At 74.0% G+C, this 22,644-nt stretch carries 20 protein-coding genes; 10 read left to right on the plus strand and 10 right to left on the minus strand.

Annotated elements, in window-relative coordinates; genetic code table 11:
• Positions 1–4: 4 nt before the first annotated feature.
• Both tilS and GKC29_RS06155 read left to right on the plus strand, forming a co-directional pair.
• Positions 5–997, plus strand: a complete 993-nt coding sequence (tilS, locus tag GKC29_RS06150) for a tRNA lysidine(34) synthetase TilS (protein WP_155329890.1) — start codon at positions 5–7, stop codon at positions 995–997.
• Between the two features lie 224 nt (positions 998–1,221).
• The gene (locus GKC29_RS06155; RefSeq protein ID WP_155329891.1) at positions 1,222–2,856 is read left to right on the plus strand and encodes a gamma-glutamyltransferase family protein; all 1,635 of its coding nucleotides are present in this window, start codon (positions 1,222–1,224) and stop codon (positions 2,854–2,856) included.
• A 41-nt stretch (positions 2,857–2,897) separates the two neighbouring features.
• On the opposite strand, the gene GKC29_RS06160 is transcribed toward GKC29_RS06155, so the two are convergent.
• On the minus strand, positions 2,898–3,860 hold the full coding sequence (locus GKC29_RS06160; RefSeq protein ID WP_155329892.1) for a GlxA family transcriptional regulator: 963 nt from the start codon (positions 3,858–3,860) through the stop codon (positions 2,898–2,900).
• Positions 3,861–3,902: 42 nt separating this feature from the next.
• Here GKC29_RS06160 and GKC29_RS06165 point away from each other — a divergent pair, with 42 nt between their 5' ends.
• The 4 genes from GKC29_RS06165 to folE all read left to right on the plus strand — a co-directional run bounded on the left by GKC29_RS06165 (position 3,903) and on the right by folE (position 7,902).
• Positions 3,903–4,148 carry a hypothetical protein gene (locus tag GKC29_RS06165; protein WP_155329893.1) on the plus strand — a complete coding sequence of 82 codons (246 nt, stop codon included), beginning with the start codon at positions 3,903–3,905 and terminating at the stop codon, positions 4,146–4,148.
• Between the two features lie 101 nt (positions 4,149–4,249).
• Complete coding sequence (gene hpt, locus GKC29_RS06170; RefSeq protein ID WP_155329894.1) at positions 4,250–4,825, plus strand: hypoxanthine phosphoribosyltransferase; 576 nt, start codon at positions 4,250–4,252, stop codon at positions 4,823–4,825.
• 360 nt (positions 4,826–5,185) lie between these two features.
• Positions 5,186–7,204, plus strand: coding sequence for an ATP-dependent zinc metalloprotease FtsH (gene ftsH / locus GKC29_RS06175; RefSeq protein ID WP_155329895.1), 2,019 nt, complete (start codon positions 5,186–5,188; stop codon positions 7,202–7,204).
• 35 nt (positions 7,205–7,239) lie between these two features.
• Positions 7,240–7,902 carry a GTP cyclohydrolase I FolE gene (folE, locus tag GKC29_RS06180; protein WP_155329896.1) on the plus strand — a complete coding sequence of 221 codons (663 nt, stop codon included), beginning with the start codon at positions 7,240–7,242 and terminating at the stop codon, positions 7,900–7,902.
• Between the two features lie 66 nt (positions 7,903–7,968).
• Here folE and GKC29_RS06185 read toward each other — a convergent pair whose 3' ends face one another.
• The gene (locus GKC29_RS06185) at positions 7,969–8,706 is read right to left on the minus strand and encodes a hypothetical protein (RefSeq protein ID WP_230688939.1); all 738 of its coding nucleotides are present in this window, start codon (positions 8,704–8,706) and stop codon (positions 7,969–7,971) included.
• Positions 8,703–11,309 carry an FtsK/SpoIIIE domain-containing protein gene (locus tag GKC29_RS06190; protein ID WP_155329897.1) on the minus strand — a complete coding sequence of 869 codons (2,607 nt, stop codon included), beginning with the start codon at positions 11,307–11,309 and terminating at the stop codon, positions 8,703–8,705. The genes GKC29_RS06185 and GKC29_RS06190 overlap by 4 nt, the downstream gene beginning before the upstream one ends.
• Positions 11,310–11,505: 196 nt before the next feature.
• Here GKC29_RS06190 and GKC29_RS06195 point away from each other — a divergent pair, with 196 nt between their 5' ends.
• Positions 11,506–12,063: a hypothetical protein gene (locus GKC29_RS06195; protein ID WP_155334013.1), complete on the plus strand. Its 558-nt coding sequence runs from the start codon at positions 11,506–11,508 to the stop codon at positions 12,061–12,063.
• Between the two features lie 4 nt (positions 12,064–12,067).
• Here GKC29_RS06195 and GKC29_RS06200 read toward each other — a convergent pair whose 3' ends face one another.
• Genes GKC29_RS06200 through GKC29_RS06230 form a run of 7 tightly spaced genes read right to left on the minus strand, consistent with a single transcriptional unit; the run spans position 12,068 to position 20,501 of the window.
• Positions 12,068–12,661: a hypothetical protein gene (locus GKC29_RS06200; protein ID WP_155329898.1), complete on the minus strand. Its 594-nt coding sequence runs from the start codon at positions 12,659–12,661 to the stop codon at positions 12,068–12,070.
• A 13-nt stretch (positions 12,662–12,674) separates the two neighbouring features.
• Positions 12,675–13,841 (minus strand): M23 family metallopeptidase, encoded by a 1,167-nt coding sequence (locus GKC29_RS06205; protein WP_155329899.1) that lies wholly within the window; start codon positions 13,839–13,841, stop codon positions 12,675–12,677.
• Positions 13,838–14,386, minus strand: a complete 549-nt coding sequence (locus GKC29_RS06210) for a hypothetical protein (protein ID WP_155329900.1) — start codon at positions 14,384–14,386, stop codon at positions 13,838–13,840. Before GKC29_RS06210 ends, GKC29_RS06205 begins: the two co-directional genes overlap by 4 nt.
• Positions 14,387–14,390: 4 nt before the next feature.
• Positions 14,391–16,328 (minus strand): MFS transporter, encoded by a 1,938-nt coding sequence (locus GKC29_RS06215; RefSeq protein ID WP_155329901.1) that lies wholly within the window; start codon positions 16,326–16,328, stop codon positions 14,391–14,393.
• 1 nt (position 16,329) lies between these two features.
• The gene (locus GKC29_RS06220; RefSeq protein ID WP_155329902.1) at positions 16,330–19,776 is read right to left on the minus strand and encodes an ATP-binding protein; all 3,447 of its coding nucleotides are present in this window, start codon (positions 19,774–19,776) and stop codon (positions 16,330–16,332) included.
• Between the two features lie 34 nt (positions 19,777–19,810).
• Positions 19,811–20,173, minus strand: coding sequence for a hypothetical protein (locus GKC29_RS06225; protein WP_093409867.1), 363 nt, complete (start codon positions 20,171–20,173; stop codon positions 19,811–19,813).
• Between the two features lie 13 nt (positions 20,174–20,186).
• Entirely contained in the window at positions 20,187–20,501 is a 315-nt protein-coding gene (locus GKC29_RS06230; protein ID WP_155329903.1) for a hypothetical protein, read from the minus strand.
• Positions 20,502–20,842: 341 nt separating this feature from the next.
• Between GKC29_RS06230 and folP the strand changes: the two genes are divergently transcribed.
• From folP to folK, 3 genes are read left to right on the plus strand one after another with little or no spacing between them, the layout of a single operon-like run.
• Entirely contained in the window at positions 20,843–21,745 is a 903-nt protein-coding gene (gene folP / locus GKC29_RS06235; protein WP_155329904.1) for a dihydropteroate synthase, read from the plus strand.
• The gene (gene folB / locus GKC29_RS06240) at positions 21,742–22,107 is read left to right on the plus strand and encodes a dihydroneopterin aldolase (RefSeq protein ID WP_155329905.1); all 366 of its coding nucleotides are present in this window, start codon (positions 21,742–21,744) and stop codon (positions 22,105–22,107) included. Before folP ends, folB begins: the two co-directional genes overlap by 4 nt.
• Entirely contained in the window at positions 22,104–22,631 is a 528-nt protein-coding gene (gene folK / locus GKC29_RS06245) for a 2-amino-4-hydroxy-6-hydroxymethyldihydropteridine diphosphokinase (RefSeq protein ID WP_155329906.1), read from the plus strand. The genes folB and folK overlap by 4 nt, the downstream gene beginning before the upstream one ends.
• Positions 22,632–22,644 lie beyond the last annotated feature (13 nt).

Raw genomic sequence — 22,644 nt, forward strand, 5'->3', positions numbered from 1 at the left:
GCCCGTGGCCGCGCTGGCACCGCCGGTCGCCGCGATCCGGGTCGCCGTCCGCCGCGCGCTGACCGGCCTGCCCGGTTCCGGGCCGGTGCTGGTGGCCTGCTCGGGGGGTGCCGACTCGCTCGCGCTGGCCGCCGCCACCGCCTTCGTTGCGCCGCGGCTGGGCCGTACCGCCGGGCTGGTGACGGTCGACCACGGCCTCCAGGCGGGTTCGGCGGAGCGGGCGGCGGCGGTGGCGGCGTGGGCCCGGGAGACCGGCCTCGACCCCGTCGAGTCGGTCCGGGTCGAGGTGGCCGGGCGGCCCGGTGGCCCGGAGTCCGCCGCCCGCGACGCCCGCTACCAGGCGCTGGCCGAGGTCGCCGCCCGGCACCGCGCGGCGGCGCTGCTCACCGGGCACACCCGGGACGACCAGGCGGAGACGGTCCTGCTCGCGTTGGCCCGTGGGGCCGGCCCGCGCGGGCTGGCCGGGATGCCGGCCCAGCGGAGTCTGGACGGCGTTCCGCTGCTGCGCCCGCTGCTGGAGGTGAGCCGGGAGCAGACCCGTACGGCGTGCGCGGTGCTCGGGCTGAGCCCCTGGGAGGATCCGCACAACGCCGACCCGTCGTACGCCCGCGCCCGGGTGCGGGCCGACGTGCTGCCGGCGCTGGTCCGCGCCCTCGGGCCCGGGGTGCTGGACAACCTGGCCCGCACCGCCCGCCTGGTCGCCGCCGACAACGAGGCGCTCGACGACCTGGCCGCCGGTGCGTTCGACACGGTCCGGGAGCCGGGGGGTGCGCTGTCGGTGCCCGGGCTCGCCGGTCTCGCGCCCGCCGTCCGCAGCCGGGTGCTGCACGCGTGGGCCCGGGAGTTGGGCGCGCCGCCGGCTGCGCTGTCGTACCGGCACGTGGCCGCCCTGGACGCCCTGGTCACGGGCTGGCGCGGGCAGGGGGCGGCGTACCTGCCGGGCGGGCTGCGGGTGGTCCGCCGCGACCACCGCCTGACCGCCGTCGGTCCCCGCTGAACCAGGCACCACCCAGCCTGCCTGCCAGCGACCGCCTCTCCCCTCGGCCCCTTTGCTCTGCTTCAACCGGCGCACCAGTTCGTGTCCGGAAGTGTTGCGTGGGTTGAAGCAGAGCAAAGGCGACGGCGAGGGTCACTTCCGGCCGGAGCGCGGCCGGAGCGCGGCCGGAGCGGGTGAGCGGGCGTGGGGTGTCCGGGAGCCGCCGGAGGCGGTAGACATGGCGGATGGCGTACCCCCGGAGGCCCCTGTTCGCCCCGCGGGGCGCGGTGGCGACGAGCCATCCGCTGGCCGCGGCGGCGGGCCTGGCCGTGTTGCGGCGCGGCGGCAACGCCGTCGACGCCGCACTGGCCACCGCGACCACCCTGACCGTGGTGCAGCCGCCGTCCAACGACATCGGCGGCGACCTCTTCGCGATCGTGTGGGACGGCGACCGGCTGCACGGGTTGAACGGCGCCGGCCGGTCCCCGGCGGCGCTGACCCGCGAGGCGGTCCTCGCCGCGACCGGCGGTGCGGGCGCGGAACCGGTGGCCGCGCTGGGCGGCGCGCAGGGACGCGGTCCGGCGATGCCGGCCCGGGGTTGGCTGCCGGTGACGGTGCCCGGCGCGCCGGCCGGCTGGCGGGACCTCCACGACCGGTTCGGGTCGCTGCCGTTCGCCGAGCTGTTCAGCGACGCGATCGGGTACGCCGAGCACGGCCACCCGGTCTCCGCCGGGGTGGCGGCGGCCTGGGAGCGGGCGCTCGCCGGGCACGCCGGCCTGGTGGGGGAGGAGTACGCCGAGTTCGCGCGGGTGTTCGCGCCGAGCGGGCGGGCGCCCCGGCCGGGCGAGTGGTGGCGCAACCCGGACGCGGCGCGGACGCTGCGGCGGATCGCCGCGAGCGGGGCGGAGGACTTCTACCGGGGCACCGTCGCCGCGGCGCTGGACGCGCACGCCGCCCGCACCGGCGGCTTCCTCACCGGCGACGACCTGGCCCGGCACAGCTCGACCTGGGTGGAGCCGGTGCACACCCGTTACCGGGGGCACGAGGTCTGGGAGCTGCCGCCGCCGGGGCAGGGCCTCGCCGCCCTGCTCGCCCTGCACGTCCTGGACGGCCTGGACCTCGCGGACGTGCCGCCGCCCGAGCGGGTGCACCGCCAGGTCGAGGCGGTCAAGCTCGGCTTCGCCGACGCGCACGCCCACGTCGCCGACCCGGACCGCGCGGCGGTGCCCACGGCGGCGCTGCTCGACCCGGGGTACGCGGCCGCCCGGCGGGCGCTGGTCACCGACCGGGCCGGGGAACCGGTGGCCGGTGACCCCGAGCGGGGCGGCACGGTCTACCTCTGCACCGCCGACGCGGGCGGGATGATGGTGAGCCTCATCCAGTCCACCTACCTGGCGTTCGGATCGCACGTGGTGCTGCCCGGGTACGGCTTCGCGCTGCAGAACCGGGGTCTGGGCTTCCGCCTCGACCCGGCCCACCCGAACGTGGTCGCGCCGGCGAAGCGTCCGTTCCACACGATCATCCCGGGCTTCCTGACCCGCGACGGTCTGCCGGTCGGCCCGTTCGGGGTGATGGGCGGGCACATGCAGCCACAGGGGCACGTGCAGCTCGTGTCGGCGACCCTCGACGGCGGGCTGGATCCGCAGGCGGCGCTGGACGCGCCGCGCTGGTACTGGCACGCCGGGCGGTCGCTGCTCGTCGAGCCGGGCCTGGCGGCGGAGCCCGGCCTGGTCGCGGGGTTGCACGCCCGGGGCCACGAGGTCGCCGTCCCGGCCGAGCCGTCGGTCTTCGGGTACGGGCAGGCGATCTGGCGATCCCCGGACGGCGGGTACGTCGCCGGCTCCGAGTCCCGGGTCGACGGCGGGCTGGTCGGCTTCTGAGGCCACCCGGACCGACCGGCACCGAGGCCGGGCCGGTGGGGTCAGCCGGCCGGGGTGCGGTCCCGGAAGGTGGTGCGGTACGCCTGCGGGGTGGCGCCCACCCGCCGGGTGAAGTGGTGGCGCAGTGCCGCGGCGTCGGAGAAGCCGGCGTGGTCGGCGACCTCCTCGACGGTGAGCCGGGTCTCCTCCAGCAGCCGCCGGGCCAGCAGCACCCGCTGGTTGGTGAGCCAGTCGTGCGGGGTGGTGCCGGTCTCCGCCCGGAACCGCCGGGCGAACGTCCGGGGGGCCATGTCGGCCCGGGCGGCCAGGTCGTCCACGGTCAGCGGCCGGTCCAGGTGACCCATCAGCCACTCCAGCACCGGTTCCAGCGTGGGCGCCTCGGGGGCCTTCGGGATCGGGGCCTCGACGTACTGGGACTGCCCGCCGTCGCGGTGCGGGGGGACCACCATCCGGCGGGCCAGCCGGGTGGCCGTCGCCGACCCGTGTTCCTGGCGGACGAGATGCAGGCAGGCGTCGATGCCGGCGGCGGTGCCGGCGCTGGTGAGCACCCGCCCGTCCTGCACGTAGAGCGAGTTGCACTGCACCTTCGCGTCGGGGTGGCGGCGTTGCAGGTCGTCGGCGTACTTCCAGTGGGTCGTGCATTCGCGGCCGTCGAGGAGCCCCGCCTCGCCGAGCACGAAGGCGCCGGAGCAGACGCTCAGCACGTACGCGCCCCGGCCGGCGGCCCGGCGCAGCGCGGCGAGCGCGGCCGGCGGCACCGGGGTGCCGTGCGTGTGCGCCGGCACGGCCACCAGGTCGGCCTCGTCGACCGCCGTGAGGTCGCCGTGCGGGGTGAGGTGAAAGCCCGACGAGGTGCGGACGGGCCTGCCGTCGACGGTGCAGACGGAGAAGCGGTAACCGGGGAAGCCGTCGGCGGTGCGGTCGGTACCGAAGACCTCGGCGAGCACCCCGAGCTCGAACGGGACGACGTTGTCGAGGGCGATGACGGCGACGGAGCGGAGCATGTGACGAGGGTAACCACAGGGGTGGCAGGAAATCGAGGGCCAATGGCATTCCTGCCACTGTCCCGGTTGGTGGGTGTGGCGGAAAATGGGGACAGTCCGGTGCGCACCGGCGGCGAAACCGACACGAACCTCGCGAAAGTGAGCGCCGCCATGGAGTTCCTGCTGTTCCTTTTGTTCCTTGTCCTCCTCGCCTCCGCCTCGGCGGCCGGCCTCACCGCCGACAGCCGGGACTCGGCTGACTGGAAGCCGACCGACGGCGGCCGGCGCTGGCGGTCCCGTGCCTGCTGAGCGTTCTGGGGGCCTTCGTCGGAAAGATCCCGGGCGGGACCGTGCCCGAAAGGGGCGGCCCCGCCGACGGGGGCCATCCGGCGTACGGCAGGCTAGGAGCCATGGCTGACGGCTCCTGGTACGACGCCGACATCGACCACGTGATCATCTCCGAGGCGCAGATCCGCGAGAAGACCGCGGAACTCGCCAAGCAGGTCTCGGCGGACTACGCCGACGTCGAGGACGGGCTGCTGCTCGTCTGTGTCCTCAAGGGCGCGGTGATGTTCATGGCCGACTTCGCCCGGGCGCTGGGCCGCCAGGGCCCGCCGGCCGAGCTGGAGTTCATGGCCGTCTCCTCGTACGGCCAGGGCACCACCTCCTCCGGGGTGGTGCGGATCCTCAAGGACCTGGACCGGGACATCGCCGGCCGGCACGTGGTCGTGGTGGAGGACATCGTCGACTCCGGGCTGACCCTCTCCTGGCTGTTGCGCTACCTGGAGTCCCGCTCGGCGGCGAGCGTCGAGGTGGTCGCCCTGTTCCGCAAGCCGGACGCGGTGAAGGTGCCGGTCCCGGTCAAGTACGTCGGCTTCGACATCCCGACCGAGTTCGTCGTCGGCTACGGCCTCGACTTCGGCGAGCGCTACCGCGAGTTGCCCTACGTCGGCGTCCTCAAGCCCGAGGTCTACGCCCGCTCCTGACGGCGACGTCCCGCCGACATTCAGCGGACTCTCAGGCAGCCGGACTACGGTGGAGGCCGGTGGCGTGGAGGCACTCTCCACGCCCGACCCCTCGCACCGCGTGACCGGGCGGTCGGGTGGCCGGGTGCGGAGCTCCCGCTGCGCCGGCTTGAAACCCCGGTTCGCCCTGCGCGTAAGTGCCCGGCTGGCAAGCTCATACCTCGCGTGCACGGTGTACCGTCGAATGACCGCGGCGCGATTCGGCGCCCCGGGGTCGATGCCGGCCCGCACGGCGGCTCGGCCGCCGCGCTGGCGGCGACACCATCAGACGGTCAGGACGTCGATCAGGAGGATGCGGGCGTCACGGCGCTCGACAACAGTATGGAACGTACGCGTTTCTTCCGCCGACCGGTGGTCTGGATCATCCTGGTCATCCTCGGCGCCGTTGTGCTCAGTCAGCTGTTCACCGCTGGTCCCAGCTACCACCGGGTGGACACTTCCGTTGCGCTCGACCAGCTCAACACCGGCAACCCCAAGATCAATAAGGTCGTCTTCCAGGACAAGGAACAGACGATCCAGCTCGACCTGGCCGAAAAGGTCAAGTTCGGCGACACCACCACCGACCGGATCGAGGCGCAGTTCCCGTACGAGGTCGGCGACGAGGTCTGGAACGAGGTCCTCGAGGCCAAGGCGAACAACCGGGTCACCGGCCCGGCCGACGTCAAGGTGTCGTCCGACAGCATCTGGGTGAGCCTGCTGGTCAACCTGCTCCCCATCGCCCTGCTCGTCCTGCTGCTGCTGTTCTTCATGTCGCAGATGCAGGGCGGCGGCTCCCGGGTGCTCAACTTCGGCAAGTCCAAGGCCAAGATGATCACCAAGGACACGCCGAAGACCACGTTCGCGGACGTGGCCGGCGCCGAGGAGGCCGTCGAGGAGCTGCACGAGATCAAGGACTTCCTGCAGAACCCGGCGAAGTACCAGGCGCTCGGTGCCAAGATCCCGAAGGGTGTGCTGCTCTTCGGCCCTCCCGGCACCGGTAAGACGCTGCTCGCCCGCGCCGTCGCCGGCGAGGCGGGGGTTCCGTTCTACTCGATCTCCGGCTCCGACTTCGTGGAGATGTTCGTGGGTGTCGGCGCCAGCCGCGTCCGTGACCTCTTCGAGCAGGCCAAGGCGAACGCCCCGGCGATCGTCTTCGTCGACGAGATCGACGCGGTCGGCCGCCACCGCGGCGCCGGCATGGGCGGCGGCCACGACGAGCGCGAGCAGACCCTCAACCAGCTGCTCGTCGAGATGGACGGCTTCGACACCAAGGGCGGCGTGATCCTGATCGCCGCCACCAACCGGCCGGACATCCTCGACCCGGCCCTGCTGCGGCCGGGCCGCTTCGACCGGCAGATCCCGGTGGACGCGCCGGACATGGAGGGCCGCAAGGCCATCCTGCGGGTGCACGCCAAGGGCAAGCCGTTCACCCCGGACGTCGACCTCGACTCCGTGGCGCGGCGGACCCCGGGCTTCAGCGGCGCCGACCTGGCCAACGTGATCAACGAGGCCGCGCTGCTCACCGCCCGTAAGGACCAGCGGGCGATCACCAACGACTCGCTGGAGGAGTCGATCGACCGGGTGATCGCCGGCCCGCAGCGGCGCACGCGGGTGATGAGCGACCAGGAGAAGAAGATCACCGCGTACCACGAGGGTGGGCACGCGCTGGTCGCCTGGGCGCTGCCGCACGCCGCGCCGGTGCACAAGGTGACGATCCTGTCCCGCGGCCGGTCGCTGGGCCACACCCTGGTCCTGCCCACCGAGGACAAGTACACCCAGACCCGCGCCGAGATGGTCGACACCCTGGCGTACGCGCTGGGCGGCCGGGCCGCCGAGGAACTGGTGTTCCACGAGCCCACCACCGGCGCCGGCAACGACATCGAGAAGGCCACCCAGCTGGCCCGAGCGATGATCACCCAGTACGGCATGAGTTCCAAGCTCGGCGCCATCAAGTACGGCACCAGCGGCGACGAGCCGTTCCTCGGCCGCAACATGGGCCACGAGCGGGACTACTCCGACGCGGTGGCCGCCGAGATCGACGCCGAGATGCGGGCGCTGATCGAGCTGGCGCACGACGAGGCCTGGGAGATCCTGGTCGAGTACCGGGACGTCCTGGACAACATCGTGCTCGAGCTGATGGAGAAGGAGACCCTCTCCACCGCCGACATGGCCCGCATCTGCGCCCGGGTGGCGAAGCGCCCGCCGATGGCCCCGTACAACGGCTTCGGCAAGCGCCAGCCCTCCACCGAGCCGCCGGTGCTGACCCCGTCCGAGAAGGAGGCGCTCAAGGCGCAGGCCCAGGCCGACGGTGCCTCCGTCGGAGGCGGCCCGGCCTCGAACAACTCGGACGGTACGCACTGAGCACCGACGAGACGGCGGCCAGCCCCCACCGGGGGCTGGCCGCCTCCGCCACGGAACCCGACGACGACGCCATGGACTACGTCGCCGCCCGGCTGATCAGCGGCAAGCTCACCGGCCGCCCGATCGAGGACACGATGGACCTCGCCCGGATCGAGAAGGCGGTCCGCGAGATCCTGATCGCGGTCGGGGAGGACCCGGACCGCGACGGGCTCCAGCAGACGCCCGCCCGGGTCGCCCGCGCGTACGCCGAGCTGTTCGCCGGCCTCCGCGTCGACCCGGCGCAGGTGCTCACCACCACCTTCGAGGCCAACCACGAGGAGCTGGTCCTCGTCCGGGACATCGACGTGATGAGCCTCTGCGAGCACCACCTGCTGCCGTTCCGGGGCAGCGCCCACATCGGCTACATCCCCGGCCCGGACGGCCGGATCACCGGCCTGTCCAAGCTGGCCCGGCTGGTCGAGGTCTTCGCCCGCCGGCCCCAGGTGCAGGAGCGGCTCACGTCGCAGATTGCCGACCTGCTCATGGAGCGGCTCGACCCGCGCGGCGTGATCGTCGTCCTCGAGTGCGAACACATGTGCATGGCCATGCGCGGCATCCAGAAGTCGGGCGCCCAGACCATCACGTCCGCGGTGCGCGGCACTCTCCAGCGCGACGCGAAGTCCCGCGCCGAAGCGATGGCTCTGATCAACTCCCGCTGACCGGCCGCCGGTCAACGGCGGGCCGCCCGCCAATGCCGTCGACGACGGTGGGGTGGCGGGCTCAGCTCAGCCGGCCAGGAGCGCGAGCAGAAGAACGGCGCTGACCAGCACCGCCGGCACCAGGCAGACCAGCGCGCCCAGCCGGGCCGTGCGGTCCGCCCGCCCACCGGGCCCGGCCGGGAAGAGCCGCCCGACCCCCAGCCACCCCGCGGCGAACGCCACCGCCGGCATCGGCAGCCCGACGACCAGCGCGGCGAGGGTCACCGGGCCCGGCCCGGTCACCACGAGCAGCACCACCTGGACCAGCGGCACCAGCAGGGCCAGTGGCGCGTACACCAGCAGGTTGCGCGCCGCGGTGGGCCAACCCGCCGCGCCGACCAGCCCACGCGCGGCCAGCGCCGCGTCCGCCGCGTCCGCACGGCTGCCGGCCATCCGCAGCGCCGCCAGCACGGCCGCGGGCCCACTCGCCATCGACCGGGTCGCCTCCGTCAGCTCCGGCGGTGTCGGCACCAGCGAGATCGGCGGTACACCGGCCTCGCGCAGCCGCGCCTCCTGCGCTGCCAGGCGCGTGCGTACCGTCGCCAGCTCCTCGCGGGCGGCCTGGACCGCGTGGGCCTGCTCGCCCGCGGCGGTGGCCGCGTCCCGGCGGACCCCGTCCAGTTGCCGGGTCGCCGCGAGGTACTCCGTCCAGGCGGTGGTGACCGGACCGCCGGCGGCGCCGGTGGGCGCGACGTCGGCGGGTGCGGTGCCGTCGGTGGTCCGCTGGCGCCCGGGGCCAGCGGCGTGGGTACGCGCGCGACTCATGCCGGTGCTCCGTCCAGCGCGAACGGGACCAGGACCGTGCCCTGCTCACCCGGACCGTCCCAGAGCACCGCCCGGGCCGGCCGGGGGCGCCACTCGACCGCGCGGCCGAACACCGTCGCGAGCTGCGCCCCGGGCACGTCCACCGTGGCCACCGCAGTGACCTTGGTCACCTCGCGCTCCGGCTCCAGCAGGGCCGCGAACGACGGCACGGTGCGCCACCGGCCCAGCAGGTGCCGGCCGGCCGGCGGTCCCTCCCGCAGCAGCACGCCCAGCCGCTCCGGCGCGAGCTGCCCCGGCGGGCCGTCCAGATCGAAGGCGACCACGTAGGCCGGCCCGGTCGCGTCGAGAACGTCGAGCAGGCCGGCGCGGTCGACCGTCTCGACCGGGTGCCGTTCGGCCAGTTCGGCGGCGAGCGCCTCGGCCAGCGGACGGGCGTCGTCGTCCGGGATCACCAGCACGAAGTGAGCGGCGCCCGGTGGGTGGTGGGCGGCGACACTACGGGCAGCGGTGACCAGCAGCCCGGCCGACTCCGGCCCCGGCCCCAGCACGGCCAGGTTGCGCCCCGGTGAGGGGCCCAGCGGCACCGCCACCGTCGATCGCGTCACGTCCAACGCCCGCCCCAGGAGGGCGGCCGGCCCCGGTGCCCCGCCGCCGAGCGCCGTCCGGTACCGGGGATCGTTGCGCAGCAACGGGCGCGCGTACCCGGCGAACACCACGGGCGGCGCGGCCCGCTCCGGGCGGGCGTCCCACAGCCGGTGCCGCAGCGCCTCCACCACGTCGGGGTGGTCCTGCGGATCGGGGAAGCGGACCACCCGCTCGTGCCCGCGGATGGCACCCCGGGGGCCGCCGAGCCCACCCGCGGTGTTCACGACCGCACTGCCCACCGGCAGCCCGGCGGCCGAGTCGTTGGTCGGTTCGAGCACCGCGCCGCCGCCCGGCAGCGCCACCCGCACCGGGAACTGCCCGAGCACCGAGTCCCGGTCCGTCCGGCTCCCCAGGCCCAGGTCGCCCTCACCGGCCAGGACCAGGTGCACCCCGTACGACCGGCCGGCGCGGGCCACCGCGTCGAGCCGGGCGGCGGCCTCGGCCGCGATCCGGTCCCGCCCGGCGAGGAGCAGCGGCAGGTTGTCGACCACGCAGACGATCCGGGGCAGCTCCCGGTGCTGGCGCAACTCGGCGAACCGCTGCCCGCCGGCCCGGGCACCGGCGTCCTCCCGGCGGCGTACCTCGGCCACCAGGAGATCGAGCAGGTCCAGCACGTACTCCCGGTCGGCCGCCATCGCGGCGGCGCGCACCTGGGGGATCCACGAGCGGTCCCGCTCGGTCTGCAGGAACTCCACGAAGGACTCGCCGCCGCCGAGGTCGGCGAGGTAAAGGACCAGTTCCTCCGGGCCGTACCGGGCGGTCAGGCCGAGCAGGGCGGTGGTGAGGAAGGTCGACCGGCCGGCGCCGGAGCGCCCGCTGACCAGCCAGTGTGGGGTGAGCTCGGTGAAACCCAGGGACACCGGCCGGCCGCCGGCATCACCGACCGTCGTCGACAGGCCGCCCACCGAGGTCGCCGTCCACAAGGCCTCATCCTGGCCCGGGAGGAGGTCGGCCAACGCCAGCCGCGAGCCCGCCTCGACCTGGTCGGCCAGCCGGCGGCAGACCGTCCCGACGAGATCGGGCGGCGGGTCCGGCTCGACGAAGACCGGTGAGTTCAGGCCGCCCGGCGGGTCACCGTCCGCCCTGCCCGGGCCCTCGGTGCCCGCGGTGCCGGCCCGGTCGGGATGCGCCTCGGCCGGGGCGCGTGGGCCGGCGAACGACGCGCCCGGCGGGTCCCCGAGGAGGGCGTAGGCGGTGCGGATCGCGAGGGGCGTGGCGCGCGGCACCGGCCGGCGGCCGGCCGGCCAGCCCGCCACCAGCAGGTGCAGACCGCTGGAACGGCCCTGCTCGGCGAGCGTCTCGATCCGCGCGAGGTCGGTGGAGCCGGTCGGCTCGGGCAGCGCGGCGATCACCAGCAGGAGGACCCGGTCGTGCCGGCGGCGGCCGCTCGCTCCAGGCGCCACCCACTGCTCCGCCTCGGTCAGCACCGCGCGCAGGCCGGCGACGTCCGTCGCCGGTGGCGGCAGGATCCCGGCGTCCGCGAGCGCCGCGAACGGCGCCAGCGCCGTACCCGTCCCGTCCACCGCGCGGACCAGCAGCGACCCGGCGGGCGTGGCCGCCAACAGCCGCAGCAGTACGGCCCGCAGCAGCCCCGCGACCCGGGGATCCCGGGCGTCGGTGTCGATCGCCAGGTTCCCCGTGCCGATCAACGGCACCAGGGCGGGAAACCGGGCGTCGTCGAGCGGGGCCGCCGTGCCGACCCGCACGAAGGACGGCGGGCCCTCCCCTGCCGGAGTGGACGGTGCGAGCGTGTCCAGCGCCGCACCCGCCCAGCCCGGCGCCAGCAGGGCGGCGGCCGTACGCAGCCGGTCGGCCAGCTCGTACTGGCGGCCGTGGTCGGCGGGCACGGGACGGATGCCGTCCAGGACGTCGACGGCGGCGATCGCGGTGGCGGCGGCCCGACGGTGCAGGGCGGCGGCCCGGCTCGCCCGTGTCCTCGCACCGGCCACCGTGTCCACCCCCTCTGCGCGAGGTCGGCAACCCCTCCCCGCGCAGAGACGGTAACCCAGGATCACCCACTCCCGGCGGACGCACAGCGGCGGTGCGCCGGTGTTTGTTGTGGATGTCACCGGAGGGGAGGGGTCCGTCACGATCCGCGAAATCTGGGGCATTGGGTCTCCCGGCGCCAGCCGCTAGCCTCAGGGGGTGGAATCAGTGCAGCCCCCCGCCGGTTCCCAGGTCTCCCGCGTGCCGGCGCAGCGGCCCCCCTCCGACCAGCTGGCGCCCCCGCCCCTCGCGCCGGCGCCGATCCCGCCGCGCCGCCGGGTCCGCACGATCCTCACCGTCACCGCCGCGGTGTTCGTGGCTCTGCTACTGGGCGGGCTCGCCGCCGGCTACGTGCTGTACGACCGCGCGACCGCCCCGGACCGCAGCGCGCCCGACGTGGTGGTCAGCGGCTATCTTCACGCGTTTCTTGTGGACCGAAACGACGCACGGGCCGCTGCATTCACATGCCGCGATGGTGCTTCCGTAGCTGAGCTGCAGGCTCTGCGAGGTGACCTTGTTTCGCGGGAGGAGCGTTTTTCCACTGATATCTCGGTCAGCTGGGGGAGCCTCCTGGTTCGCAGTGAGGGTGACCAAGCAGTTGTCGAGGTGGAGCTCGTCATCTCCGCCTATGTCGACGGCATTGCCCAGACTGACCGTCAGCCGTGGCAGTTCAACACTCGCCTCACCGATGATTGGCGAGTCTGCGGTGGCCGGAGGGCTACTTGATTGCTCACTCGACCCACAGGAGATGGACTGGCACCTCCAAGGTGGTGGGTGACTGGCCGCGCCAGGCCCACCGGTACCACTCGACCTCCCGGGTGATGCGCACGCAGATGTCCCCCTCGGCGCCCGAGTAGGTCTCGGTGACCGCCCGCAGGTCCCGGTGCTCGACCGAGTCGACCACGTGCACGACCCGCCGGCCGGCGACGGCGTCCGCCTCGAAGACCGGTGTCGGGGCGCGGTGCGCCGGTGCGTCCAGCGACACGAGGCGGTCGGCCTCCCGCCTGGCCGGATCGCGGCGCGCCCCGACGGTCTCCACCCAGACCCGGTCGACGGGCACCAGCGGCGCGAAGACCTCCACCTGGTCGGCCTCCGCCCGGTACCACTCGTGCTCCGGGATGACCGGCACGTAGGTGCGGCTGCCCTGCACCACGCGGTCGTCGGCCCGGAGGTCACCCCGCCAGCCCAGGCCGGGTAGCCCGACGAGCACGCGGCGCCCCCGCAGGCCCACCCGGGCGGTGGCGGGCACGATCTCGATCGGTCGGGGCGGCAGCGGTGCCCAGTCCGGCTGGCCCGCGAAGGGGTCGGGCAGCGGGTCCGTCATGACGGTAAGCGCCTCATTCCGCCCCCCGCAGCGGCGCCCCCCGGTCCCGCATGAACGGGACCGGGTCGATGGCGCTGCGGCTGCTGCGGTCGCCGTCGGTGTGCACCTCGAAGTGCAGGTGCGGCCCGGACGAGTTGCCGCTGCTGCCGACCTGGCCGATGACCTCGCCGGCCGCCACCGTCTGGCCGACCCGGACCCGGGGCTTGGTGACCAGATGGCAGTAGCGGGTCACGAAATCGCCGGCGTGCAGGATGTCGACGAACCAGCCGCAGCCGCCCTTGTCCGGCCAGCCGTCCACGTCGCAGCTCAGTCGGCCGGCCCGGTCCGGGTCGCAGCGGGAGACCAGCACCCGCCCGGTGGCGGCGGCCCGGATCAGCGTGCCCTTCGGCGCGGCGATGTCCACCCCGTTGTGTGCCGGGCGGTCCGCGGTGCGGAAGCCGGAGCCGACGCCGCCGGGGATCGGGGCGGTCCAGCCGGAGGCGGCGATCCGGCCGGCGGCCGCCGCGTCGCAGGCCTGACCGCCGCCGACCGGTACGGTCCGCGCCGCACCGCCGGCCAGCGCGTTGACGATGGTCGACGCGAGCGTCTCGTGCTTGGCGTACGCGTCCGGGAAGGCGCTGATCTGGACGGCCTGTGCCGCCCGGGTCAGTGGCATCCGCTCCCAGCCGGGCACCTGGAGCAGCTTCTCGTAGAACTTGCGGGCGGCGTACTCCGGCGTCATCCGCTGGTCGACCGTGCCCCAGCTCGCCCGCTGCTGGAACAGGCCGACCGAGTCGTGGTCGGAGCCGACACCCTCGTTCGGGCGGGTCTGCGAGCCGGGCACCGTCGGGTTGGCGAGGTTGCGCAGCCGCGACTCCTGCATCGCGGTCGCGACCGCGATCACCCACCCGCGCGGTGGGACCTTCATCTCCTGGCCGACCTTGATGATGCGCGCGGCGTTGCGGAGTTGGACCTCCCCGTACTGTGACATCCGGGGCATCTGGCCGGTGATCTCGACGCGGAAGTCGCCGGTGCAGTCCTGGCTCGTCAGCCGCAGTTGGTCGCCGCCGTCCCCGCCCAGCTCGGTGAGGAAGAAGGCGCCGGCCCCGCCGGTGCAGCAGAGCAGTGCGAGGGTCGCGGTGAGCGCGGCGGCCAGCGCGCCGGCACGGAGACGGCGGTGGGGTCGGGTTCCGTCGCTCATTCCTGCTCCCAGTCCACCGCGTCCACCAGCCATCGCCCGTCCGGCGCCACCAGCTCGAGCCGGAGCCGACCGGTGTCGAACGGCACCAGCACCTCGACGAAGGTCTCCGACCGCGGTTGGACCGCCGGCTCACCGGCCACCCGGCCGACGGGGACGCCGGCCGGATCCGCGCCGGCGAGCTTCTCGGTCAGCGTCGGTGTGGACAGCGGCCGCAGGCCGGCGTGCCACTGGTCGGCGGTAAGGCCCGGTCGCCCGCGCCAGGCGGCGACGAACCGGTCGGTGGCCTGCTCCGGCGTCAGTTCGCCGGCCCGGGTGACCGGCGTGGGCGGCGCCCCGGTCGCGATCGCCCCGTCGTCGCCGGCGGTTGGTGGCACGGTCGTGATCGGCCGGTCCGGGCGGTTGCTGAGCCCGACCCCCGGATCCGGTGGGCCGGCGACCAGCCGGGCGGCGCCGATGACGCCGAACACGACCACGGCGAGAGCGAGCGCGATGCCGAGCCGGGACCGGAGCACCCGGGTGAGGAGAGACTCGACCGCCCGTCGCACCGCGTCACCGGGCCTCGGAGCGGATCCGGGGGGTGCTGCGCTCGGGGACGGCGTCGGTCGAGCCGGGCCGGTAGACCACGAAGGACGGGCTCTCCTCCGGGACGTCCGGCTCCGTCCAGGCGGACGGCTGCCGTCGCTGCCGCGGGGCGACCGGCGGCCGGCCGCCGCCGGCCCGCTCCTCCGGTGACGCCGCCGACTCGTCGGGCCGTTCCCGGCCGTCCGGGCGGTTCCCACGGTCGCCGGCGTGCACCGGATCCTCGCGCCGGGCCTCCGGTCGCAGGGTGGTCTGTTCCGCGACGACCGGCCGGCGCCGGCCCATCGTCGGTTCGGCGGTGCCGCCGGGCTCGGCGACGTCCAGCCGGGCTGCCGTGCGCATGTCGCGGAAGAACCGCCGGTGCCAGGAACCGGCGGAGCTGACCGCCTCGCTGCTGTCCTTGCCGCCGAGCTGCGTGATCCGCCGGTACGGGCGCAGCAGCAGCCAGCCGACCACACCGCAGAGCCACACCAGGACGACCTGCAACCAGCCGGGCAGGGTCGGCGTGCTCATGATGAGGTCGACCGCGAACAGGTAGATCGCGGCGCCGGTGCCGAAGATGGCGATGTTGAAGATCGCGGCGACGACGGCGTTGCCGAGCCGGCGCAAGCCGGCGCTGGCCGGCCGCAACAGCCCCACCGTGCCGAGGATCGGTGCGGCGATCACCGCCCACCGGAAGATCAGGAAGCCCAGTAGCACCAGCACCGAGGCGGTCAGGTCGAACATCGCGAAGAGCAGCGCGGCGAGCACCGCGATGAAACCGGCCCCCACGCGGTCCATGTCCCGGACCCCTTGGAGATACTCGTACGCCTCAGGGTCCTCCGTCTTTATCTGCTGCGCGACGCGGGCCCACTGCTGCTGCTTAACCTTGATGGTCAGCTCTCGCGTTGCCGGGTTGGACCGGAGCCTCTCTGCCTCATCCCAGGACAGGGATTTTGCGTCGTAGAGTGCGCGGCCGTATTTCTTGGCGGTCTCACTGTCGGCCGAACCCAGCACGCCCCGCAGCCAGTTTCGGTAGAGCATCGCCTCGGTGGCAGTGTCACTAGCGCGCACGGCCGGCGGTCGCTTGTCGACGCAAGCTTCAGGATTCGGCAAAACGCACTTGTCCGGCGGAATGTCCTTCGAGGACGGGCCGACGGCGTCGTGGACGACCCCGAGGGTGGTTATCAGGGTGCCGTCCGCGACGTTGGCGGACTTCACCGGCCACGCGGCCAGGGCCGTCACCGCGACCATGACCAGCAGCGCCCATCCGGCGGTCGTCATCGCGTTGCTCATGTCCGACTGGCGGGAGCGCCAGAGCAGGTAGAGACCGACCACGCAGAGCGTGACGATGCCGAAGACGCTGAAGACCTTCTGGTAGACGGCCTTCGTCGCCTGGTCCACCAGCGGATCCGCCCACCCCCACATCGACCGCGGGTCCCAGGCCCGCTCCCGCAGGGCGTTCGAAGCGCCGACGATCGCTGTGGCGATCATGAATTCACCGTTCGCAACGGTGTTGGTGAACTTGTAGTCCGGATGCAGCACCGCGGTCGCGCAACCGGTGTCGACGTCGTACGTGGTGTAGCTGTATCCGGCGTAGCCGTAGTCGCTGTAGAAGCCCTTCGGCCCGGGCTGCTTCGCGGATTCCGGGCGGGAGGCGAACCAACCGGCGATGCCGGAATCCGGGGCGGTTGGGGTCGGGGCGTTGCGGCAGGTGACCTCGTCCTCGGCCACCTCTTCGAGGCGCGCCACGCAGGCACGGAAGTCGGCCTGCCACTCCTGGGTGGTGCAGAGGTCGCTCGGAGCTCGGGCCGTCAGCGGTGCCGCCGGGGCGGCCGACGCGCCGACCGCCGGCCAGCCGATCGTGGCTCCGGCCAGGATGCCGAGGGCGAGCAGGAGTGCCGCTGTCCGAGCCCGGGCCCCGGCCACCTCACGCCTCCAGTTCAGGTGCGACGGACGGCAGCACCCCGGCCGCGGCGGCGACCGCCGCCGGCGTGGTGTCCAGGTGGTCGAGCAGCCCGTCGACGTACGAGACGTCGACCCGGACCTTCTGCACCCGCCCGTCGACGTCCCGCATGACGAACTCGCGGAATCCCAGCCGGGCGGCCGACGTGGCGTCGGCGGTGGACAGGGAGGCGAGGGTCGCCTCGTACCCGTCGTTGACCGGAACCCGCAGCAGGCGCAGGGCCTCGGAGGCGATCTCGGCGTCCTCGGCGATCCGGCCGACGAACACGGTGGAGACCAGGTTCTGCACGTCGAGGCCGAGGATGTCCTTCGGGTTCTGTGAGGCGACGAGCGCCGCGAGGTTCCACTTGCGGGAGTCGCGGGCGAGCCGGACCAGGAACGACCGGCCGGAGCGCCACCCCTCCATGAAGTGCGCCTCGTCGAGGCCCACCAGCTTCCGGGACGACATCGAACCGCCGTAGCAGCGGCGGACGGCGAGGCGGTGGGCGGTGTGCAGCATGGGGAGGGCGAGTGCCTCCTCGGCCGACCAGTACTCGCGCTCGATCTTCAGGTCGGGCAGGCGCAGCCCGGCCATGGTGATCACGGTCAGTGCGGCGTCGGGGCCCAGCAGCCCTTCCGGCGGGCTGCCGAAGAACAGCATCGCGAGCGGCATCTCGGCGGTGTCCAGCAGGAGGTTGGCCAGTTCCCGGCCGGCGTCGTCGTCGAGTTGCCCGAGGCAGGTCACCACGTCGTCCAGCGTGGACGTCTCCTCGGCCGGCACCTGGCGTACGGCGTGGCGGAAGAGGGTGGCGGTGGACGCCTCGCGGGCCACCTGCGGCGGCACCAGCATCATGCAGATGTCCTGCACGAGCATGCGGCGTTCGGCGCGGGCGTTGGAGACCGCGATCTCGAACTCCCGGTCGCCCGCCGCTCCGGCCGCGAACTCGCTGCGCAGCGGGGTGGGGATCAGCGAGTACGGAGCGAGCGTGCCGTGCTCCGAACCGGTCAGGTTGAGCACCCGCGCGTACGGCGCCAGCTCCGGCATGGCGCAGAGCCGGGCCAACGGGCCGGACGGGTCGAGCAGCGTCACCTGGACGCCGCGCCGTGCGGCCAGGTAGCCGAGGGCGCCGAGCAGGGTGGACTTGCCGCCGCCCGGCTCGGCCACGAAGACCGCCAGCCCGGAGCGCTCCCGGACCTCCATCGGGAAGTGCAGGTCGAGGAAGACCGGCCGGCGGCAGGTGCCCGCCGTACGACCGATGAGGTCACCACGTCGGTCGCCCACGGTGGAGGCGGCCTGCGGGAGGGCTGCGGCGAGGAGGTGGACCGGCATCCGCCGCACGTAGCCGGTGTTGGCGACGGGCTCGCCGGGGATGAACTCGCGGGCCAGCCAGTCCTGGTTCTTCGGATGCTGGAGGGAGATCCGCAGCTCCCGGGAGTAGAGCTGGATCAGGCGGCGGGCGCGTTCGAGGCACTCCTCCCGGGTCCGGCCGCCCACCGCGATCCGGTGCCAGCCGTGTGCGCGGGCGGAATCGACGGGCAGCCCGGTGGTCATCTCGTCGCCGATCACCAGCGCCCGCTTGGCGAGGCGTTCGAGCTCGGGCGGGGCGTCGATGCCGTGCTCGGCGTAGTCGAGCTGCTGGGAGCGGATCATCCGCAGCCGGTGCTCCAGGTTGCGGAAGGAGTCGCCGGAGCCCAGGATGTCGACCCGGCTCGACAGCTCCATCGGCCACGGCAGCCGCTCATGGAAGTGCAGCCAGGGCTCGTGCCGCTCGGGGATCTCCAGCGGCTCCATCCGGCCCACGGCCAGCACCGCGACGTGCCGCTCCTCGCCGGTCATCCGGTTGACCAGCTTGACCGTCGAACCGTACGGGGTGCGGTACCGCTCCACCTGCTCGGTCAGGGCGAGCAGGTCACCGCGTTCCCAGCGCCCGTCGGTGACCGGGGAGAGCTGACCGGGCGGTGCCATGCAGAGCGCCACCGAGCGGTAGAGCAGCCACTCCAGTTCCTGCGCCGTGACCCGTCGGCCGCGCATGCCGAAGGCGCCCAGCACCTCGTCGAACTGCTCGACGGTGCGGCCGAGCTTGCGCCGCTCGCCCTCGGCCACGCCGCGGCCGAAGGTGCGCAGCATCCGCTCCACCAGCGAGTCGCCCAGCGACCGCCGGGCGAAGGTGACCCCCAGGTACGTCTGTCCCTCGGCGTGGTTGACCGACATCAGGTGGCGTTGGGCCGCCACGAGGTGGTCCCCCCAGCCCGGCGTGCCGGGTACGTCGGGCAGTGGCGAGGCGGTGTGCGCGTCGATGGTGCGGGCCCACTCGTCGGCCGGGAAGGGGCGGGTGGTCCGCCGCAGGTGCAGCCGGAACCCGGCCAGCCCGGCGTACTGCTCGCTGATGGCCGAGAGCAGTGCCTCCCGCTCGGCGTCCGGGCGGAACGCCCACCGCACCTCCGGCAGCCAGTACCAGGCGGTGACCGTGTTCGGCGTGAAGGTGAGGTGACCGGCGATCTCGGTGATCGCCAGCTCGACCGCCGGGTCCCGGTCGCCGAACTTGATCTTCGGTGCCTTGACCCGGACCGGCTTGGTCGGGCGGTCCCGCCGGCTGGCGGAGCGCTGCCGGGGCGGTGTCACGTCCCGCGTGCCCGTCCGGTCGGGCAGGTGCTCACCGGCCCGGCGCTGTCGCGGCCCGGTGGTGGCCGGGCCGGTGGCGCCGGGCTCGTCCGTCGCGGTACGGAGCGCCGGGAACCGGTCGAGGGCCTGGTGCGGGACGCGGGCGGGGCGGGCGGGCGGCTCCACCTCGTCGTCGTACGGCTCGGGGACCGGCGGCGGCTCGACCGGCGCCGGGGGCTCCGCGACCGGCTGCTCCCCGGCGACCCGATCGGGGTGGGCGTCGGGCGGGGCGAGCGTCGACTGCTGGTCGGTGGCCCAGCCGGACCGGCTCCGGGGCGGGGCGACCGTCGGCTGCTCGCCCGTCGACCATCCGATGCCCTGCGGTCGCGGCTCGACCGGTGTGGACGGTGGCCGCGACGGCTGGACCCGCGCGGTCGGCGGGGCCGGGACGGCCGGTTGCCGCCGTGCCGGCGGAACGCCGGGGTCGCCCGGGTCGACGGCGGCGGGCTGATGCGGAATCGCGGGGTGCTCGCGGGCGGGTGGACGCGTCGGCGTGGACCGCGTCGGGCCGGCGCCGCCGAACAGGTCCAGGAAGGGGGAGTCGATGTCCGTGCCGTCGGCGGGGACGGGCTCCACGGGTGCCCGCCGCTGCAGCGGGCGGGGTGCCTGGAAGACGCCGACCCCACCGTGGCCCGGTGTGGTCACCAGAGCCGGGTCGAGAGAGACCTCGTCCAGGTCGGACTCGCCCGCGTAGCCGTACGAACGCGTACGGTCACCGCGCGGTGTGGCCGGACGTCCGGCCGGGGATCCCGGCGTGGAGGAGCGACTCATGCGACCGCCTCACCCGCGTCGTTGCACTGCCCGGTCATGCCAGTTCCTCCCGGATCCTGATCCGGCTGCCGACCAGGCGGGGGTCGCGCTGCTCGGCGGCCGGCTCCCGGGTGCGCCGCCAGTCGGTCAGCGCGGTGCGGATCACCATGCGCGCCGGCCGGTCCGGGTCGACGTACCGGAAGACGAACGAGGTCGTCACGATGGCGAGCGCGATCTCCCACGCCGGGAAGAGTTCGACCTGCAGCGTGAACAACCAGTGGATGAACATGTAGAGGGGAACGAGCAGCATGAACAGCCCGTACTGGGCGTACGGGAGATGGACCGGAAGGGTGTAGCCGGGCGGCCCGAGGTAGACCAGGCGAGCCCGGTAGATGTCGTCGTCGGTGCGCAGCCGCATGTCGTGCCCGCGCCTATTCGAAGATCAGGTCGATCAGGTAGTCGCCGACGAAGAAGAGGGTGGCGGCACCGGCGATGAAGGCCAGCCCGACGATCGCGATGGCCGAACTGGTCAGGACCTTGGAGATCTCACCCCGGCTGGCCCGCCCGATGAAGATCACGCCCAGCACGGCCAGCAGGATCGGGGCGATCTTGCTGGCGAAGAACGTGACGACACCCTCGGTGTCGATGCCCTTGGGCGCCGGCTCGGCGAGTGGCGTCGACGCCAGGGTGGAGAGAGCGTGGGCGGCGGCGGACGACGCCGTCTCCATCAGCTCGATGGCGATCACTGGAACCTCCCCATATCGCGGCCGGCGGCGCCGCGGCGGTGCAGTAGGCATGCCTGGCGGGAACGGTGCTCACGTCGCGCGGCCACGACGCCGCGTTCGTCACCCACCACGGCGAGTGGTGAGCTCTGGGCGGATTTTCCCGCTTCGGCCCTCCCTCCAGGCTTCGCCATCTCGATGCTGGGCAATTCCAAAGCGTACGGCCACCCACTGTTTGCGACAACCCGCGAAGAGTCGGCCCGATCCGACCCCGACGTCCGATCGTACACCTGTACTAACGCGCATGTCAGCACCCTCGAGCCGGGCTGCGCGGGACGGTCGGCGAGGACCGGTACGGTCTACCCGTGACCGATCTGGTACGGGCTCCGGCCCCGGTGGTGATGGGCGTCCTGAACGTCACGCCGGACTCCTTCTCCGACGGCGGACGGTACGCCGACCTCGACGCCGCCGTCGCACACGGCGTGCGGCTGCGGGCCGACGGCGCCCACCTGGTCGACGTGGGCGGCGAGTCCACCCGGCCGGGCGCCGACCGGGTCGACGCGGAGACCGAGGCGGCCCGGGTCCTGCCGGTGATCCGCGAGCTCGCCGCCGCCGGCGTGCGGGTCAGCATCGACACCACCCGGGCGCGGGTCGCCGACCTGGCGGTCGCCGCCGGCGCCGCGGTCGTCAACGACGTCTCCGGCGGGCTGGCCGACCCGGACATGGCCCGCGTCGTCCGGGACGCCGGGTGCCCCTGGGTGCTCATGCACTGGCGCGGTCACTCCCGCACCATGCGCGAGCTGGCGCGTTACGACGACGTCGTGGCGGACGTCCGGGCCGAGCTGGCGCAGCGGGTCGAGGCGGCGCTGGGGGCCGGGGTGGCGGCCGACCGCATCGTCATCGACCCGGGCCTCGGCTTCGCGAAGACCGCGGCGCACAACTGGGAGCTCAGCGCCCGCCTGCCCGAGCTGCTCGACCTGGGCTTTCCGCTGCTCTTCGCGGCCAGCCGCAAGTCGTACCTGGGCACGCTGCTGGCCGCACCCGACGGCACCCCACGGCCGACCGGGGGCCGCGAGAACGCGACGGTCGCCACCAGCCTGCTCGCGGTCGCGGCCGGCGCCTGGGGCGTCCGGGTGCACGACGTCCGGGCCACCGTGGACGCCCTGGCGGTCTGGCGGGCGACCGGCTCGCCCCGCCTGGCGCCCGGTGAGCGCGCGGGCGGAGGCGCCCGGCCCGCCCCGGCCGTCGGACCGGGAGGAGGACGATGACCGACCGGATCACCCTGACCGGGCTACGGGCCCACGGCCGGCACGGCGTGTACGACTTCGAGCGCGCCCAGGGGCAGGACTTCGTCGTCGACGCCGTCCTGGAGCTCGACCTCGCGCCCGCCGCCCGCTCCGACGAGGTGAGCGACACCGTCCACTACGGCGAGCTGGCCGAGCGGCTGGTCGCGGTGGTCACCGGTGAGCCGGTGAACCTCATCGAGACGCTCGCCGACCGGTTGCTCGCGGTCTGCCTGGCCGACCCCCGGGTGCACACCGCGACGATCACCGTGCACAAGCCGGAGGCGCCGGTGCCGCACGCCTTCACCGACGTGGCCGTCACGATGACCCGGACGCGTCCCCAATGACCCGTGCCCTGCTCTCCCTCGGCAGCAACCTCGGCGACCGCCTCGACCACCTGCGGTCGGCGGTCACCGCCCTGGATGATTCGGTGCTGCTGGTCTCCGGCGTCTACGAGACCCCGCCGTGGGGCGACACCGACCAGCCCGCGTACCTGAACGCGGTGGTGCTGGCGGAGGATCCGGCCGCGACCCCGGACGACTGGCTGGAGCGGGCGCGGGCGGCGGAGCGCGCCGCCGGGCGCGAACGCGACCTCGCGCGGCGCTTCGGGCCGCGCACCCTGGACGTGGACGTGATCGCGGTCTGGACGGGCGACGGCGAACCGGTGCTCCGCGACGACCCGGAGCTGACCCTGCCGCATCCCCGCGCACACCTGCGGGCGTTCGTGCTGCGGCCGTGGATCGACATCCAGCCGTACGGGCGCCTGCCCGGGCACGGCTGGCTGACCGATCTGCTCACCGCAGAGCCGATCGCCACGGACGCGCTGGAACTGCGCCCCCGTCCCGATCTGGCGTTAGAGTCGACGGCATGAGGCAGTGGAGCCG

Source organism: Micromonospora sp. WMMC415 (assembly GCF_009707425.1).
Classification (GTDB): domain Bacteria; phylum Actinomycetota; class Actinomycetes; order Mycobacteriales; family Micromonosporaceae; genus Micromonospora.